Origin of the sequence: Sporosarcina cascadiensis (assembly GCF_009650995.1) — a bacterium.
GTDB classification, from domain to species: domain Bacteria; phylum Bacillota; class Bacilli; order Bacillales_A; family Planococcaceae; genus Sporosarcina; species Sporosarcina cascadiensis.
On record NZ_WHVV01000011.1, the window covers coordinates 99,634 to 116,637 of the forward strand.

14 protein-coding genes are annotated in these 17,004 nt (G+C 44.2%); 8 read left to right on the forward strand and 6 right to left on the reverse strand.

What is annotated here, in order from left to right:
- Positions 1-40: 40 nt before the first annotated feature.
- Positions 41-1,186 (reverse strand): sensor histidine kinase, encoded by a 1,146-nt coding sequence (locus tag GDZ68_RS12810; protein ID WP_376776799.1) that lies wholly within the window; start codon positions 1,184-1,186, stop codon positions 41-43.
- 147 nt (positions 1,187-1,333) lie between these two features.
- Between GDZ68_RS12810 and GDZ68_RS12815 the strand changes: the two genes are divergently transcribed.
- Together GDZ68_RS12815 and GDZ68_RS12820 are read left to right on the forward strand one after the other, a co-directional pair.
- Positions 1,334-1,966 (forward strand): YigZ family protein, encoded by a 633-nt coding sequence (locus GDZ68_RS12815; protein ID WP_153722694.1) that lies wholly within the window; start codon positions 1,334-1,336, stop codon positions 1,964-1,966.
- A gap of 135 nt (positions 1,967-2,101) precedes the next feature.
- The gene (locus GDZ68_RS12820) at positions 2,102-3,142 is read left to right on the forward strand and encodes an LCP family protein (RefSeq protein WP_194841159.1); all 1,041 of its coding nucleotides are present in this window, start codon (positions 2,102-2,104) and stop codon (positions 3,140-3,142) included.
- 277 nt (positions 3,143-3,419) lie between these two features.
- Here GDZ68_RS12820 and GDZ68_RS12825 read toward each other — a convergent pair whose 3' ends face one another.
- A complete protein-coding gene (locus GDZ68_RS12825) occupies positions 3,420-4,469 on the reverse strand; it encodes a glycosyltransferase family 4 protein (RefSeq protein WP_153722696.1) in 1,050 nt (349 codons plus the stop codon).
- A 348-nt stretch (positions 4,470-4,817) separates the two neighbouring features.
- On the opposite strand from GDZ68_RS12825, the gene secA2 reads away from it, so the two are divergent.
- The gene (gene secA2 / locus GDZ68_RS12830; RefSeq protein ID WP_153722697.1) at positions 4,818-7,184 is read left to right on the forward strand and encodes an accessory Sec system translocase SecA2; all 2,367 of its coding nucleotides are present in this window, start codon (positions 4,818-4,820) and stop codon (positions 7,182-7,184) included.
- Positions 7,181-8,089 (forward strand): accessory Sec system S-layer assembly protein, encoded by a 909-nt coding sequence (locus GDZ68_RS12835; protein WP_153722698.1) that lies wholly within the window; start codon positions 7,181-7,183, stop codon positions 8,087-8,089. The genes secA2 and GDZ68_RS12835 overlap by 4 nt, the downstream gene beginning before the upstream one ends.
- Before the next feature lie 267 nt (positions 8,090-8,356).
- Here GDZ68_RS12835 and GDZ68_RS12840 read toward each other — a convergent pair whose 3' ends face one another.
- Positions 8,357-8,836 carry a C40 family peptidase gene (locus GDZ68_RS12840; protein ID WP_153722699.1) on the reverse strand — a complete coding sequence of 160 codons (480 nt, stop codon included), beginning with the start codon at positions 8,834-8,836 and terminating at the stop codon, positions 8,357-8,359.
- Between the two features lie 864 nt (positions 8,837-9,700).
- Positions 9,701-10,405, reverse strand: coding sequence for a glucosamine-6-phosphate deaminase (locus GDZ68_RS12845; RefSeq protein WP_153722700.1), 705 nt, complete (start codon positions 10,403-10,405; stop codon positions 9,701-9,703).
- A gap of 353 nt (positions 10,406-10,758) precedes the next feature.
- Between GDZ68_RS12845 and GDZ68_RS12850 the strand changes: the two genes are divergently transcribed.
- The 3 genes from GDZ68_RS12850 to GDZ68_RS12860 are packed head-to-tail and all read left to right on the forward strand — an operon-like array spanning position 10,759 to position 13,082.
- On the forward strand, positions 10,759-10,899 hold the full coding sequence (locus tag GDZ68_RS12850; protein ID WP_228551097.1) for a cytochrome c oxidase subunit 2A: 141 nt from the start codon (positions 10,759-10,761) through the stop codon (positions 10,897-10,899).
- A gap of 26 nt (positions 10,900-10,925) precedes the next feature.
- On the forward strand, positions 10,926-11,426 hold the full coding sequence (locus tag GDZ68_RS12855; RefSeq protein ID WP_153722702.1) for a cytochrome c oxidase subunit II: 501 nt from the start codon (positions 10,926-10,928) through the stop codon (positions 11,424-11,426).
- 3 nt (positions 11,427-11,429) lie between these two features.
- On the forward strand, positions 11,430-13,082 hold the full coding sequence (locus GDZ68_RS12860; protein WP_153722703.1) for a b(o/a)3-type cytochrome-c oxidase subunit 1: 1,653 nt from the start codon (positions 11,430-11,432) through the stop codon (positions 13,080-13,082).
- A 47-nt stretch (positions 13,083-13,129) separates the two neighbouring features.
- Here the strand turns inward: GDZ68_RS12860 and GDZ68_RS12865 are convergent, their stop codons facing one another.
- Positions 13,130-15,031, reverse strand: coding sequence for a sensor domain-containing phosphodiesterase (locus GDZ68_RS12865; protein ID WP_153722704.1), 1,902 nt, complete (start codon positions 15,029-15,031; stop codon positions 13,130-13,132).
- A 254-nt stretch (positions 15,032-15,285) separates the two neighbouring features.
- Between GDZ68_RS12865 and GDZ68_RS12870 the strand changes: the two genes are divergently transcribed.
- Positions 15,286-16,002, forward strand: coding sequence for a C40 family peptidase (locus GDZ68_RS12870; protein ID WP_153722705.1), 717 nt, complete (start codon positions 15,286-15,288; stop codon positions 16,000-16,002).
- A 66-nt stretch (positions 16,003-16,068) separates the two neighbouring features.
- Here the strand turns inward: GDZ68_RS12870 and GDZ68_RS12875 are convergent, their stop codons facing one another.
- The gene (locus GDZ68_RS12875) at positions 16,069-16,806 is read right to left on the reverse strand and encodes an SDR family NAD(P)-dependent oxidoreductase (RefSeq protein ID WP_153722706.1); all 738 of its coding nucleotides are present in this window, start codon (positions 16,804-16,806) and stop codon (positions 16,069-16,071) included.
- Between the last annotated feature and the right edge of the window lie 198 nt (positions 16,807-17,004).

Below are 17,004 nucleotides of genomic sequence, written 5' to 3' on the forward strand. Positions count from 1 at the left end.
TTCCATTTCCTGTTCCTCCAAGTCTATACCTTACTTATCATTATTCATCTAATGGGATTCGGAAAAGAATTGATGTGCCTTCTCCAATATTCGAGTTCACTGTCATTTCTCCCTTTAGCAAATCCACACGTTCCTGCATTCCAATTAAACCAAATGATTTTTCTTTTACTTCATTCGTATCAAAGCCGCAGCCCTGATCTTTCACGAGTATATTTACAGTATCACGCATCCATTCAATTTTCACCCAGATTTCATCTGTTTTCGCATGCTTGATGCAGTTATTCACAGATTCCTGAATCATCCGGAAAATTCCTACTTCAAAATTAGAATCAAATCTTCTTTCAGAACCGCTGCTATGAAAATGAATGGTGAGCGGAGCCTCATATTCACTAATTGTGGATAGATACTTTTTCAATGTTGGGACAAGTCCTAAGTCATCCAACGCCATGGGACGCAGATCATAAATAATACGGCGTACTTCAGATAAAGCCCCTCTGACTGATTCTTTTAATTGGGATAGTTCCCGCAGTGCATTGTCCGGACCTTTTTGAACGAATGTTTTTTCGATTAACCCTGACCGCATCAAGACATTCGCCAGCATCTGCGCCGGGCCGTCATGTATATCACGTGACAGTCTTTTACGTTCTTCTTCCTGTGCTTGGATAATTTGAATGGCAAAGTCCTGCTTGTGACGGGCCGTTTCAAGTGCCGCACTTACATTTTTCAAATCGGATGTTAAGTAAGTAATCACAGTGGTTACTTGATTAACAAGTTGATCAGCCCTTTCAATTGTAGAAAGCAGAAGTGCAAGCCGGCGTTCCAGTTCATCACGTCGTTCGCGCATTTGCTTTTCCTCCATTTTATTGATGGAGACGCGTACAAGCAAATCATTTGCTATGCTATAGGCCTGTTTCACTTCGTCTTCGCTGTAATTAGTAAAATTCTTCGACACGTTCGCTAAGCGTTTTCTAGAGTGGCGTGACATATCTTCCAAATAATCGCCTTCTGTGATGACATGCGAAATGCTGTCTTTCACTTCAGCTAATTCCCTTTGCATCTCTTCAAAACTTTTTCGGCTTTGCTCACTGATTAGAAATATGTCATTTTTTGACTGATCCATTACATGTACCATATTTCCAAAGATTTTCTCCATCTGATGGATGTCAATCGCCTTCTCGTTCAAAATTACTCCCTCCCGCACCTGTCTATGTAAAAATGAGCAAAGTGAGCAGCATTGCAGTTTAGCCTAAATACTTATACACTCATATACAGTATAGCATCTAGATGCTGTAAAAGTATTATAAGTATATTACAAATGCAGGGGGTACGACAAATGCGAGCGAATTATAAAACCGTCAATCTTTTTGGAGAAAGTGAATTCGTGATTCAAAAATCGCGTTTTCTTTCATTTGTCAAACGGGCAGAGACAGAAGAAGAAGCTTTGGAATTTATTCAGGAAATCAAGAAACGGCATCATTCCGCTACGCATAATTGTTCGGCTTATATAATAGGTGAACATGACCAGATCCAAAAAGCGAATGACGACGGGGAACCTTCCGGGACCGCCGGCGTTCCAATCTTGGAGGTTCTAAAAAAACAGCATCTCAAAGATACCGTCATTGTCGTGACACGCTATTTCGGAGGCATCAAGCTCGGCGGCGGAGGATTAATCCGCGCTTACGGAAAAGCTGCATCCGAAGGCATTGCCGCAACAGGCGCTGTCGAACGAAAATTGCATGCACTCATTAAAACTTCCATAGACTATACATGGCTCGGTAAAGTCGAGAATGAAGTCCGGCAGTCTGACTACCCTTTAGAAGAGATCGTCTATGAAGAGGACGTCCAATTGTTTTTATATGTTCCTGTCGAAGAAGAAATGATTTTCAGAGACTGGATGATGGAGCTGACAAACGGCCAGGCGGAAATGGCTGCGGTCCGTCACAAGTTTTTGGAATTTGCTGTTTGAATACTATACGTTTGTTGAAAAACCAGGTATAATAGCAGAAGGTGTAACTAAAGATGAACAGGTGTTTCTTTCCGGCTGTTTTTTGCTTGATTTGCCACTGACGGCTTTTCCCGCCGTACACTTTGGAGGTATATAATGAAAAGAAAAGATTATAAAAAAAAGAAGAAGTCCTCATCAAAAACCAGGCTCTTCTTAAAAATATTTTTATTCCTATTTCTTGCTGTAGTGGGAGTGGGTGCCGCGTATGCCGCGAAACTGCATAACCAGACAGTAGATGTCCTGGACCGTTCCTATGAACCGCTTGCCGAGAAAGATACACCGAAAGAACTGCGTGTGGAGCCGGCGAAAGATAAAGTATCCATTCTGCTTGTCGGGGTGGATGAAAGTGATGCCCGCAAAGAAAATGAAGAACACGGACGTTCCGATGCCTTGATACTGGCCACTTTGAATCCGAAGCAGAAAAGTGTAAAGCTCGTCAGCATTCCCCGTGACTCGTATGTATTTATTCCAAAAGTCAATTATAAAGACAAAATCACACATGCGCATGCTTACGGAGGCACAGCCGCTTCCATTGATGCAGTGGAAGAACTTTTCGATATTCCGATCAACTATTACGTCAAGATGAACTTCAATGCATTCATCGATGTAGTGGATGCACTGGGCGGAGTCGAAGTTGAAGTACCGTATGAACGAATTGAAAAAGACGAAAACGATAAAAACGCCATCCACTTAATGCCGGGTATGCAGCGTCTGGACGGACGCCATGCACTCGCTTTAGCACGGACACGTAAACTTGACAGTGACATCGAACGCGGCAAGCGCCAGCAGATGATTCTGCAGGCCATGATCAAGGAAGCAACTTCTGTCAAGTCCATCACGAAATACGGCGATGTGATCAGCGCACTTGGCGATAATATGAAGACAGACATGACGTCAAAGCAGATGCTTTCTTTCATTGAATACGTCAAAAGCGGAATGCCGGAAGTCGATACACTCAGCCTGAACGGTTATGATGACTGGTCTACGGGTGTTTATTATTACAAGCTGGATGAACAGGATTTAGAAGATACGAAACAAATCTTAAAATCTCACCTGGGTCTCATCCCGGACTCCTCTTCCCTGACGGAGCTCGATACAAACCAGGCATCTACACCTTCCGAGGTCGCACATCAATAATTCATATTACTAGAAACGAGTGATGGAAACCAAGTGGTTTTCGTCACTCGTTTTTTTATATTGCTTGAACGTCTATGATCATTCCAGAATGCCGTATGAGCGCGGGCGGCAGATTTATGATCACAAAGCGGGACAGTAGGAGCGCGAGCGCAGAGCCTATGAGCGCCTGCAGAACTAGTATGATCACTTGTGGAAGTTTTATGAGCGAGACGCTTTTTTGAGCCATATAAAAAAGCTCCCAGCCGCCATATATGCGGATGAAAGCTTGTCTACTTGCTTATTTACCAATCATGCGGACCAGATTCAACAGCGGGCGGTAGTTCGCGCCTGCCAGTCCAATTAACTCAACGAATAGTTCAATGACAATCAGCATGACGAGCAGAAGCAGTAATGCACCCCACACGGTCGCCTGCGAGAACAGGACAGCTGCCGATCCAAACAAAATGGCGATTCCGTATATCGTCAATACAGCTTGTCTATGTGAAAAACCGGCTCGCAGGAGACAGTGATGCAAATGCGATTTATCCGCTGCTGTGATTGACTGCTTCATTCGAACGCGTCTGACGATTGCGAAGAATGTATCAGAAATCGGAACACCCAGCATGATGATCGGGAACACTAAAGATACGACTGTGACGTTCTTAAAACCGAGAAGTGCGAGTACCGATATCATGAAACCGAGGAATAACGAGCCGGTATCGCCCATAAAAATTTTCGCCGGATGAAAGTTGTAGATCAGGAATCCAAGCGAACTGGCTGCCAATATAGATGCTGTGGCTGCAACGAAGAAGTTCCCCATCATCGCTGCCATTACAGTAATCGCAATGAGCGCAATGGTTGAAACGCCTGCTGCCAGCCCATCGAGACCGTCAATCAGATTAATTGCATTCGTGATGCCGATGATCCAGATAACTGTAATTGGAATACTCATGTAGCCGAAGTCCAGCTGTCCGAGCAATGGTAAGTTAATGAATTCGATTTGCAGGCCGCCCCACAGGACGACAACTAACGCAGCAACCAGCTGGCCCGAAGCCTTTGCCTTTGCTGTTATTTCCAGCATATCATCTAAAAAGCCAATCATGACGATCAATAATGCACCGACTAAAAAGCCGATTTCATTCACATGTTCGTCTTGCGGCAATAAAATTGCATATCCAATAATAAACGCACCGAAAATAGCCAATCCACCAATCCGAGGCATAATTCTCGCATGGACTTTCCGATAATTGGGACGGTCAACCGCACCGATACGAAAAGCGAGTTTGATGACAAGTGGTGTAAGTATGACGGCAGCGATGAAAGCCGCAGCCATTGCGATGAATAACATGTCTTTCCTCCCCGATCAGCAATAAAGTTCATATTGCATTTTATTATAGCACGGTTACTGCTAGATTTCACTACTTAGTGTACTTACCGTTCTCTTTCCCTTGACAGCTCGCTTGCAAACTAACGTGCAATGTAAAATACAGCGAGCGGCGGCCTGTTTCTATGTGTCTACTATGACGCTTATTAGATGAAAGAAGTTCCCTCTCTTGCTGTCTATTCCCAAACTTCACTGGCCATTCACCGCTTTTGCTGAAGGCTTTATTCAAAGATAGTCTTTTGCACGGCTTTTTGGTAAAATGAATAGGAATCTCTCATTCAGATAGAGGTTTATTAAAGGAGCGTCTAACTTATGTTGAATATCTTTAAGCGAAAAACTGGGACGAGTGAGCGCCAGCTGCGTAAATACCGCAAAATCGTGGAGCAGATCAACTCACTTGAGCCTAAATACATTGCCATGTCAGACGATGATTTATCGGGTATGACGGATCAATTTAAGGAGCAGCTGGAAGGCGGCGCAACGATCGAAAAGATCATGCCTGACGCATTCGCAGTCGTACGCGAAGCTTCCAAGCGCGTTCTTGGCATGCGTCATTTCGATGTCCAATTAATTGGCGGAGCTGTTTTGACAGAAGGTAATATTGCCGAAATGCCGACAGGTGAAGGGAAAACACTTGTCGCTTCCCTGCCCTCTTATGTACGGGCACTGGAAGGAAAAGGCGTTCACGTCATTACGGTCAACGATTACTTGGCGAAGCGTGACTATGAGCAGATTGGACAGATCCACCGTTTTCTCGGCCTGACTGTCGGATTAAACGTCCCGATGATGCAGGGGCCTGAAAAACAGGCGGCCTATCAATCGGACATCACATACGGCGTCGGAACAGAATTCGGTTTCGATTATCTGCGCGATAATATGGTGCAGCATCCTTCGCAGAAAGTGCAGCGGCCGTATCATTTCGCTATTATCGATGAAGTCGACAGCGTACTGATCGACGAAGCTAAAACGCCATTGATCGTAGCAGGTAAAATGCAGGCGGATGCAGATTTGCATCATATTGCGGCACGCCTTGCGAAGCGATTCAAAAAAGATGAAGACTTCGAATTTGACGATGCGACAAAAGCGACTTCATTGACGGAGCAGGGTATCGAAAAAGTTGAGAAAGCATTCGGCATCGACAACTTGTATGATCTGGATCACCAAACGCTTTACCATTACGTTATCCAGGCCGTCCGCGCATACGTCATCTTCAAACGCGATGTGGATTATATTGTACGTGATGGAAAAATCGAATTGGTCGATATGTTCACCGGACGTATTATGGAAGGCCGTACTTTATCTGACGGTCTGCACCAGGCGATTGAAGCCAAAGAAGGCGTCGAAATTACGGATGAAAATAAAGCACAGGCACAAATTACCATTCAAAACTATTTCCGTATGTATAGAAGATTATGCGGCATGACTGGTACAGCGAAGACGCAGGATAAAGAATTCCGCGAAGTGTACAATATGGAAGTTATTCAAATTCCGACTAACCGTCCGCGCGCGCGAATTGATTCACCTGACTTCGTCTACAGGACGATTGAAGAAAAATACAAAGCAGTGGCAAAAGAAGTCGAAGCACGCCACGCAACAGGCCAGCCCGTTCTCGTCGGTACTACTTCAATTCTGCAGTCCGAGGAAGTTGCCAAACACTTAAGAGAAAAAGGTCTGTCTTTCCACCTGTTGAACGCGAAAAGTGTCGAACAGGAAGTGGAATTGATTTCACAGGCGGGACAGCACGGACATATTACGGTTGCTACGAATATGGCGGGGCGCGGTACCGATATCGTGCTCGGTGAAGGCGTGGAAGAAAACGGTGGTCTGTTTGTACTCGGCACGGAAAAACACGAGAGCCGCCGGGTGGATAATCAGCTGCGGGGACGTTCAGGCCGTCAAGGAGACCACGGCGAAAGCCAATTCTATCTTTCATTGGAAGATGAGATGTACATCCGTTTCTCTCCGGAAGAGCTGGAAAAGTTCCTGACCAAAGTACGTACCGATGAAACTGGCAAAGTGGAGAATCCTGAAGTGCATGAGCTGACTGAGCGCACGCAGCGAATCGTTGAGGGAGCCCACTTCTCCATGCGTGAATACAATCTGAAACTCGATGACGTCATCAACGATCAGCGGGAAGTAATCTATTCATTGCGTAACCGCGTGCTCGAAGGAAATGATATTTTCGAGAAGCTGAAGACAATGCTTTCGGAAACTGTTGAATTTGCCGTGCTCGACAGCTGTCCTGATAATGAAGTTGCAGATAACTGGGATTTCGACCGCATTGAGCGGACGATGAATGCACTGCTTCTGACTCCTGTCGAATTGCCGGCTTCCTTGGATAGGACTGCTGATATTCTCAAGCAGTATGACGAAGGAATGGAAGAGTTGTTTGCATTTATCGACACATTCACTGATAATGAACAAGTGAGTCAACTGCTTCCGCAAGTCATGCTGGGCTACCTCGATACAATGTGGGTCAAGCATTTGGAAGTCATGACACGTCTTAAAGAAGGAATCGGACTGCGTTCATACGGACAAGAAGATCCGATGCGTATTTATCAGCGCGAAGGCCTGCAGTTATTCGCCAAGCACTATCAGCGTCTGCGCCGTGACATCGCGTCCGAAATCATCGCATTCATGAAACAATTACACACACAAGAACAGGAGGTTTCCCGATGAAACTCTTCAACCTATTTAAAAAGACAGACAAAACCGGGTTAGATAGTACAGTGGAATCCAATGAAATTCTAGAAAATGCAGGAAACGCTTCTGGTAATGAAGATATCGAAACAACTCTTTCTCTTCATCCTGAATGGACGCTGACACAGGAGCAGGAGTACGTTTTTCGCTTCCTTGCAAATGAACTGGAGCCATTAAAACCGAACCAAATTTCATTGTCAGGAATTGATATAGACTATGAGCCGGCAAATGACAGCTGGCTCGTCAAATCATTCTTCCGTTCTTCACTCGATCAGGCAATCACGGTAGGCTCTATCGAATTGCTGTTGATAGATGAAGACGGCAACACGGCAGCTTCCGCTGAATTTGATTTGAATGAACTCGGCGAAATACCGGCCCGCAGTGCGCGTCCATGGGTATTCGTATTTGAACAGAAAGATCAGCTTGCAGAAGAAATCCCTTCTAAGAACTGGAAACTTGCGTTCAATGTGCATTCTATGATGCCGCACCAACTGGAACTGGCTCCTTCATGGGAAGAACAGCTTCCAGCAGAACAAAAAGAAGCACTGGCTGAAGTGGTAGCAGGTCTTCCTAAATTGAAACCGCGTGAAGTAAACATCGCCGGCTTCCAAATTCAGAAACAGGATGACGGCAATATTGCCGCTTCTGTCTTCGTCCGTAACGGTCACTCGAAGCAGATCAATATCGAAAAGCTTCCATTAGAGTTAATCGACGCAACCGGCGAATTGGTAGCGCGGGGAACATTTGAATTGGATCCTCCCCTTTCAGTGAAAGCAAACAGCACGACTCCGTGGACATTCATTTATCCGACGGAACTGATCAAAAAGGATGAGCCGGACTTCTCACGCTGGACAATCCGTGTACCGCAGGATTCTACAAACTAATGAATAGACAGAAGCTGCCCGAACAGTTTATAACTGCCGGGCAGCTTCTTTTTTTGTTGTTATGCTGAATGGTGCGGCTGCCGGATGGTTTGGCGCGTTGGCACGAGGTTTTCGTTCGGTTGCATCTATGTTACGCTCGGTTGAGGCTGTGTTTCGCGCGTATGACCGTTATTTTGATTCGGCTTGGCTTGAGTTTGGCGCGTTAACTATATATAACAGGACAAAAAAAATCGGCCTCCCTTAATGGAAGACCAACTGTAGTTTGTTTTATTTAGCTGCTACCGCGTTCACGCCTGCAATGCGTTTCGCACCAACATAGCGCTTGCCCCAGTAATATGGGTCGTTTAATTTGTCTACGCGTACCCCTTTAGATGTGGAAGCATGTGCGAATTTTCCGTTCCCTACATAAATACCTACGTGCGATACACCGCGGCCGCCAGTATTAAAGAATACTAGATCACCCGATGTGAGGTTGGATTTCTTCACTGCTTGTCCAGATGCGTACATGCCGCCTGACGTGCGTGCTACTTTCAGTCCGTTTTGTGCAAATACATAACCGACGTAACCTGAGCAGTCAAAGCCGGCTTTTGTTGTGCCGCCGTAACGGTACTTGATTCCTGTAAGGCTTGTTGCAGTTTTTGTAATGTTGGTAGCATGTGCAGATGCATCTGCTTGTCCAGCGAAAGGAGCGACGAGTAATAAAATAGACATTGCCAAAACTGAAAACGTTTTCTTCAATAACTTCATGTGTTCCTCCGATAATTATATGTATTTTTTAGTAACTTGCTAACCTCTTATGTTGAATTAACTTTATCATTTATCAAACTCTAGTTATATTACAGTTATGTAACAGAATTATGTCGAAGACGTAATATCTGTTACTTTTGAAACACTTTGCAATATTACATTCATTTTTTTACATTTTACTGTATGCGGAAAGACTGTTTCCCGGGATAAAGATTGAGCGAGCAGAAAGGATACCGTTTCCCTGCGTTCCGGGCGGACGCGTTCCCGAGGGCGTGCGGTGAGCCGCTTCCTTCGCTACGCTCAGTCCAGGGTCTCACCTGTCACGCTAATCCTCCGGGAGTCGCCGCCCTGCACTTCGGTACACTGGCAAATTGTTTAATACTATTACATAATTTCTACTACTACATATCTGACAGTATTCAACAAAGTTAGAGTCTTTGACGTATGTTTAAAATCATAATGTCAGATAAATAGTATACTTTAAAATTCATAGAGAGTTGAACTGCTTAGTCCCACACTGTGCAAATTTCAGCTTAACGCTGTTAAAAGAATTACACTGCTAGGGCATTAACTGAAACTTCATTATTGAAAACACCAGAACTTTTCAAAGATAAACTACTTAAAATATGTTTATAACTAAACTAGTGTACCGGAGTGGAAGGCGGCGACTCGGGAAGGATCAGCCCGATAGGATGAGACAACTAAAGGGAGCGAAGCGACCAGTTGGCTCACCGAGGGCCCTTCCGAAAGCGTCCGCCTGAAACCCAGGGGAACGGTATATTATCCACTTACAACCTCCCTTCTACAAACAAAAAACTGCCTCTTTCACAAATACATGTGAAGGAGGCAGTTTTATTATGGTAATCAGTCAACTTTCAGATCTGTAATGACCACTACATCATTATGTCGCAATAATTTAGTAATCGGCCAGTCGGTTGTGACTTCGCCGGACTTGAGCTTTTCCATTGCCGCGCGCTTTTTCTCGCCGAATGCGACCATGATGAGTTTTTTTGACTTCATGATAGAAGAGATTCCCATTGTCAAGGCAATGTTCGGGATTTTATCGTCGTTTTCGAAGTACTGGCTGTTGACGCCCAGGGTAGAATCCGTGAGTGTCGCGACATGCGTCACGGACTCCGGCGATGTGCCGGGTTCGTTGAAGGCGATGTGGCCGTTCTCCCCTACTCCGAGCAGCTGAATATCAAGAGGGTGTGCGTTCAGCTCCTCTTCATAACGCTGGCACTCTTTGTCCAGATCGTCAGCCATCCCGTTTGGTATATGTGTTTCTTTGAATTGCTTCTTATTGAATAAATGCTCTTTCATAAAATAAGCATAGCTGTTCGGATTATCTGCATCGATGCCGACATATTCATCCAGATTGAATGCTGTCACTTGTGAAAAATCCAGATTTGAATCAGTCCATTCCTCATAAACCGGGATCATCGTGCTGCCTGTTGCCAGTCCCAGAACCTGCAGGCGGTTATTGCGGAGCTCTTCTTCTATTATACTGTAGACTTCTTTTGCGCCTTCTTCAGGGCCGCTTACTGTGATCCATTGTAAATTTTCCATCAAACATACACCGGCTTTCCTAAGTTTTACTTATTTATTTTAGTTTTAAATAAACTTCTGGTCAAGATTTACATCACACACCATACTCGTCTACGCTATCATTCCCCTGCTTCCCTTTTTAAAAACCTCTTCGACAGAAAACGATAGGCAGTTGACTATGTAATGTGATAATTCATCTGCCTGTCTAAAGCATAAATGCAGGTCTTTTTGTATGTCAAATAGATGTTAAGTGGTTGAACATATTGTGAACTTTTGTTGAGGTTTGGAAATCATAGGGTTTTCCCTAATTCTTTATTCACCGTCCAGGATTAAGATAAACGTAAGATTAAATCTTCAGCAAGGAGGTGGCTGCATTGAGCAAAAAAGATGTATCTTCAAAAAAACAAACGAAAGAAGATGTGAATTTAAAAGGCACGCTGATCATGGTTATGATTGTCGGCGCCGCTATTCTGGTCATGTGGTTCGCAAGTTACGGTCTATTCTTATCTAGATAATCAAAAGCATTTGAGGAGGAAATACTATGCATCTGCATAAATATGAAAAAGTATGGCTCGCGTTTGGTTTAGGGTCATTGGTCTTATTCTTAATCATCATCGGCTTTGCAGCGTTCTGGAAAGGAACTCACCCGCAAAGTCATATCGAAATAATTGATCCCCAAAACGTGGAAGCGAATGAAGCATTCCAGCCCGATAATCTTGGTCTGACTGAAGTAGCCGATGGCAAATATGTTGTGAATATGGTCGCTTCCGCTTTCAATTACGACTTTGGTAAAGAAGAGGACGGCAGCCCTACTAAGACGATTCGAGTGCCAAAAGGTTCCACTGTTCTGTTCCAGATTACAAGCAAGGATGTAGTTCACGGCTTCCAGGTTGCCGGGACGAACGTCAATATGATGGTAGAGCCCGGACATATCAGCCGACTTGAAACAGTTATGAAAAACGATGGTGAATTCACCGTAGTCTGCAATGAATATTGCGGTATCGGTCACCACTTAATGTTCGGCACAGTGGAGGTGTACTAAACAATGGAACTATTCAAATTCTCAAAAAAAGAATCAAGATTATATATGTCCTTCATGTATGTCACGTTTGTCTCGCTGTTAGTCGGCGGCTTGATGGGACTGCTGCAGACTTTGGTACGCTCAGGAAAATACAAGTTACCGTTTAACATTGATTACTATACAATCTTAACCACACACGGCGTAGTTCTCGGCCTTGTGTTAACGACCTTCTTTATTATTGGATTCCAGTTCTCTCTCATGGGGAAAACTGTAGGGATTGCTGATAAACAGATTATGTGGGGCTGGGTATCATTCTGGGTCATGCTGGTCGGTACCGTTTTGGCTGCATGGATGATCTTAACAGGAGAAGCTTCCGTATTATATACATTCTATACACCTCTTCGTGCACATCCTGTTTTCTATATTGGGTTAGCACTTGTTATTATAGGCAGCTGGATCGCCGCTATCGTAAACTTCCGTCAATTATATGTATGGAAGAAAGCACATAAAGGGGAAAAGTCTCCTTTGCTTGCGTTCATGGTTGTCATTAACATGATCATGTGGGTTGTCGCATCACTGGGTGTCGCTTACTCTGTAGTCGTCCTGATCTTGCCTTGGTCACTCGGTTACGTGGCGACTGTCAACGTCTTGCTGACTCGTACTCTATTTTGGTATTTCGGTCACCCGCTTGTTTATTTCTGGCTGCTTCCGGCTTATATGGCTTGGTATGCAGTGCTGCCGAAAATTATCGGCGGAAAACTATTTAGTGATTCATTGGCAAGACTGGCGTTCATCTTGCTGCTGATGTTCTCGATTCCTGTAGGTTTCCACCACCAATTAACTGAGCCGGGGATTGACCCTACTTGGAAGTTCATTCAGGTTGTTTTGACTTTCATGGTAGTCATTCCTTCCTTAATGACTGCATTCTCTTTATTTGCAACTTTTGAAACAACCGGCAGAAATAAAGGCTACACTTCTTTATTCGGATGGTTCAAGAATCTTCCTTGGGGCGATGTTCGTTTCTTCGCGCCGTTTGTCGGTATGGTTGCCTTCATTCCAGGCGGGGCCGGCGGTATCATAAACGCTTCTCACCAAATGAACTCTCTTGTGCACAACACGATCTGGATTACAGGTCACTTCCATTTAACAGTTGCGACTACTGTCATCTTGACGTATTTCGGTATTGCCTACTGGCTGGTTCCGCATTTGACCGGCCGCCGTCTGACTCCTAAATTGAATAAATTAGGGATCATTCAAACGATTATCTGGACAGTCGGTATGATGATCATGTCTACTTCTATGCACATTCAAGGTCTGCTTGGCGGTCCGCGCCGTTCGAACTTCTCTGAATACGCAGGCGGAGATCAGGTCGCTACATGGATCAGCTATCAAGTGGCACAAGCGGTCGGCGGTATCATTTTATTCGCCGGTATTATATTGATGGTATACATTTTTATTCAGCTGGCATTCTTCGCCCCGCGCGGTTATGAAGACTACCCGATCGCTGAAGAAGATATGGATGCTGAAAAAACACCGAAAATCCTGGAGAACTGGTACTTGTGGATTGGCATCACCATCGCGTTGATTCTATTCGCTTATACTATACCAATGATTGATATTATTAAGCACTCGCCTCCCGGATCGATTCCATTTGATTGGCCGATAGGACGCTCTTAAACAATCAAAAGCCTTAAAAATCCGATAGTGGATTTTTAAGGCCTTTTTTACACACTGACTACAGGCAGGCTCAGCTGCGGCTTCGTTTGCATACGTGTCAGCAGGGACTGCATATCCGCTTCATTCAGAGGTCTCGCGAAGTAGAAACCTTGCAGTTCATCACAGTTTTTCCTTTTCAGGATGTCCCATTGTTCTTCTGTCTCAATACCTTCTGCTACAGTACGGATCTCCAGTGTCTTCCCCAGCTGGATAATCGAGTCAACAATTGCACGGCTTTTATCGTTATGGGCGATATTCATAATGAATGAACGGTCAATTTTCAGCTGTTTGATCGGGAACGACTGCAGATAAATAAATGCAGAGTATCCTGTACCAAAATCATCTATCGCAATGGAGAAGCCTTTCTCAGCAAGCTCATGAATTCGCTGCTGCACAATTTCATGCCGTTCCATCGCGACGCTTTCCGTTATTTCCAGCAGCAGATTTCGGGGATTGATCTGTGCCTCTTGAATGCATGTATCCAAATAAACAGGCAGACTCTGCTGCAGGAAATGCCTTGGCGATAAATTAATGGAAACGGTCAAATCATGCAGCCCTAATTCTTTGAATTGCTTCAGCTGCACGAGCGCTTGGCGGATGACCCATTCACCAATGGATATAATAAATCCGGTTGATTCCGCCAGTTCGATGAAGTCAGCAGGATAAATCAATCCCAGTTCAGGATGCTGCCAGCGGATCAACGCTTCAAACCCGATCACTTCGCCCGTTTCACATAACACTTGCGGCTGATAGAAGAGTCTGAATTCATTCATATCCAGACCTCTGCGCAAGTTCATTTCGGACATCATAGTCTGCTTCATATGCTGATGGGTATCGGCATTATAGACACCAACGCTTTTTCTCGAAGACTGGCGCTTGCTCGTTTCGAGCGCAAAACGGGCGGCCTGTACTCCTTCGATCGGCGTCAGAACGTCTTTAGGATAATACGCGACACCGTAACTGACGGTTAGATAGACCTCCTGGCTGGCGACAAGGATCGGCTCCCGCAGTTTCTCGATAAGCTTGTCCATCTTCCTTTTAAATATCGTTCCACCTTCGCCGTATGGTATGAAAATAACAAAGTGATCAAATGCAATTCTCGCAGCATGATACGGCTTTTCAAAATGCAACAGAAAACGATCAGCAACTACACGAATGATTTTGTCTGCCAGTTCCGGACCCAGCACACTGTGGATTTCAATGAATTGATCGATATTCATATAGACAAAAATACCTTCTTGGCCCTTATCCGCTTCTGCAATACGGGCTTCTGTTTTAGCCAGAAATGCATTATAGTTCTCCATCTCCGTCAATGGATCAAAGAAAGCAAGGCGGTGCAGATTCTCTTCAAAGTCAATCCGGCTTAAGCGATCGAAAAGGAAAGAAAGCATATCCGCAATACTTGATACTACCATGCGGTCAAATGAATTCCACTCGCGGCGTTCTCTCGATTCGCAGCAGAGCAATCCGCCGATTCCTGAACCGAGGATAATGCAGGCATCCAGCAAAGAGGCGAACTGATCAGGAGATTTGAAATACTTCTCCGCTATTTCTTTAGTCGCAGGGCAGCTTCCGACATCATCCGCAGCCAGCGTCCGCTGACTTTGAATTGCTTCAAAATAAAGAGGAAATTCCTCTATGCAAAAATCACGATCGATGTAGTGCTCTTTTGTTTCTTCATTATAGGCGTTTTGCGGGAGGAGACGCGTGCGATCTTCATTGAAAAGCCAAATACTGACTCGCTGACATTTCATAATATGCGAAACTTCAAAGCAAATCTGCTCCAATAAACTATTGATCGTCTCTTCACTTACTGCGTAGTATTTAGCCATCTTGAATACTTGTTCTTGCTGTTTGCGTATTGCATCAATTTTTTGCAAGGTTTGAGTCATATCGTCATGTTTCTGCAAAAATGCACCACCTTTTCACTATAAAGTTATAGTATTTTGACACATCGTGAATAATTCTATTATAGCAATTTTCACGCAAATTTATAGTGAAAATTGCCAAAAAGTAATTATACCTACTAAAAATCATTTAATATCAGTCTTTAGTTATGTATATTTTCAAATTTTTCTTCGGTATACTAGGTTTATTGGTTGAATTTAGTAAGTTGCTAACTTAGTAGAAATAGCTAAAGATATTTCAAAAGGGGATAATCAGAATGAAGAAAACAGTTCTAGCAACTATTGCTTCTATCGCACTTGCGGCAAGTATTTCCGCAGGCAGCGCAGACGCTTCGACAAAGACGTATACAGTCCAGCCCGGAGATACTCTTTGGAAAGTTGCTAATCAGCATAAGCTGACCGTAAACGAGTTGAAAAGTTTAAATGCACTTGCAACAGATTCCATTAAAGCAAACCAGAAATTAATTGTCGAAAATAAAGCAGCAAATGCGAAGACCGTATCCTCCATTAACTCATTGCATAGCGGAAAAGCTCCTTCAGTGGACAAGCCTGTTGCATCAACGAAGCCTTCTGCAGGGACGAATACTGCGGCGCCTTCTACTGCATTGTCGAATAAAATCGTAAATAAAGCGATGCCTCTTCAAGGTATTCCGTATGTTTGGGCCGGCGTAACACCATCGGGATTTGACTGCAGCGGATTCATCTATTACGTCTTCAATCAGGCGGGCGTAAAAGTTCCAAGATTAGATACAATCGGCATGCATGATCGTTCCGTATTCATTAAAGATCCTGTCGAAGGCGATCTGCTATTTTTCGAAAATACATATCGTCCGGGAATTTCCCATATTGGAATTAACTTAGGAAACGGCAAATTCATCCATGCTGGAAACAATGGGATTGAAATTTCATCTGTTGAATCTCCTTATTGGAACCAGCGCTTCCTGGGCTATAAGCGATTTAAAGATATTAAATAACAGAAAAGCGGACATCCCTGAGTGCAATATCTGACAGGGATGTCCGCTTTTTTATCTGGAGATTGATTATCTTGCAGAATAACCGCCGTCAATAACAAGTTCTGCACCTGTAATGTAAGCAGATTCGTCTGATGCTAAGAATAACACTGCATTGCTGACGTCTTCGGGCTGCCCAAGACGTTCTAACGGTGTCATCTTAATGAGCATTCCTAATAATTCCTTGGATTCTTCCAAACCTTGTGTCATTGGAGTTTCGATGACACCCGGGAAAATCGCATTGACACGGATCCCGTTTTTACCATATTCAGCCGCAGCCGCTTTCGAAATGGCACGTACCGCACCTTTTGAAGCCGTATATGGATTTAAGCCCATTCCAATTAAAGCTGTATACGATGATATATTCACGATGGATCCTTTTTTCGCTTCAGTCATATAGCCTGCCGCATGCTTCATGCCTAGAAACGCGCCGAAGCTGTTGATATCGGACAGTTTGCGCCAGTCTTCAATTGTAATTTGATCTACTGCTTTTTCTGTAGAGATGCCTGCGTTGTTGACAAGGATGTCCAGTTTACCGAAGTGATCCACTGCCTTTTTCATTGCGTCTTTCCATTCTGCATCTTCCGTAACGTTTAGTTTAATTGTAAAAATGTTGTCTTGCCCGCCCCACTTTTCTTCCAAAGCTGTTTCGTTAATATCCGCTGCGATAACTTTTGCACCTTCAGCTACGAACTGCTTCACCATCATTTCGCCCATGCCGGACGCCCCGCCAGTAATGAATGCTACTTTGTCTTGTAATCGCTCCATCATTCATCTCTCCTTTTCGAACTGTATGTATATATTTTAACATTAAAATACCTTTTAATCAATTTTTCTACAAGTAGGATATCTTCGCATGAGGGAGAAGGTAAGTGGAAGGCGACCGTTTCCCTGCGTTTCAGGCGGACGCTTTCGGGAGGGCCCTCGGTGAGCCAACTGGTCGCTTCGCTCCCTTTAGTTGTCTCA

Bases quoted from the DNA above. Each gene is read 5' to 3' on its own strand.
- GDZ68_RS12815 (WP_153722694.1), top strand. From the start codon at position 1,334: ATGCGAGCGAATTATAAAACCGTCAATCTTTTTGGAGAAAGTGAATTC.
- GDZ68_RS12825 (WP_153722696.1), bottom strand. From the start codon at position 4,469: ATGTTATTCATCGCAATGGCTGCGGCTTTCATCGCTGCCGTCATACTT.
- secA2 (WP_153722697.1), top strand. From the start codon at position 4,818: ATGTTGAATATCTTTAAGCGAAAAACTGGGACGAGTGAGCGCCAGCTG.
- GDZ68_RS12820 (WP_194841159.1), top strand. From the start codon at position 2,102: ATGAAAAGAAAAGATTATAAAAAAAAGAAGAAGTCCTCATCAAAAACC.
- GDZ68_RS12870 (WP_153722705.1), top strand. From the start codon at position 15,286: ATGAAGAAAACAGTTCTAGCAACTATTGCTTCTATCGCACTTGCGGCA.
- GDZ68_RS12845 (WP_153722700.1), bottom strand. From the start codon at position 10,405: ATGGAAAATTTACAATGGATCACAGTAAGCGGCCCTGAAGAAGGCGCA.
- GDZ68_RS12855 (WP_153722702.1), top strand. From the start codon at position 10,926: ATGCATCTGCATAAATATGAAAAAGTATGGCTCGCGTTTGGTTTAGGG.
- GDZ68_RS12860 (WP_153722703.1), top strand. From the start codon at position 11,430: ATGGAACTATTCAAATTCTCAAAAAAAGAATCAAGATTATATATGTCC.
- GDZ68_RS12875 (WP_153722706.1), bottom strand. From the start codon at position 16,806: ATGGAGCGATTACAAGACAAAGTAGCATTCATTACTGGCGGGGCGTCC.
- GDZ68_RS12835 (WP_153722698.1), top strand. From the start codon at position 7,181: ATGAAACTCTTCAACCTATTTAAAAAGACAGACAAAACCGGGTTAGAT.
- GDZ68_RS12840 (WP_153722699.1), bottom strand. From the start codon at position 8,836: ATGAAGTTATTGAAGAAAACGTTTTCAGTTTTGGCAATGTCTATTTTA.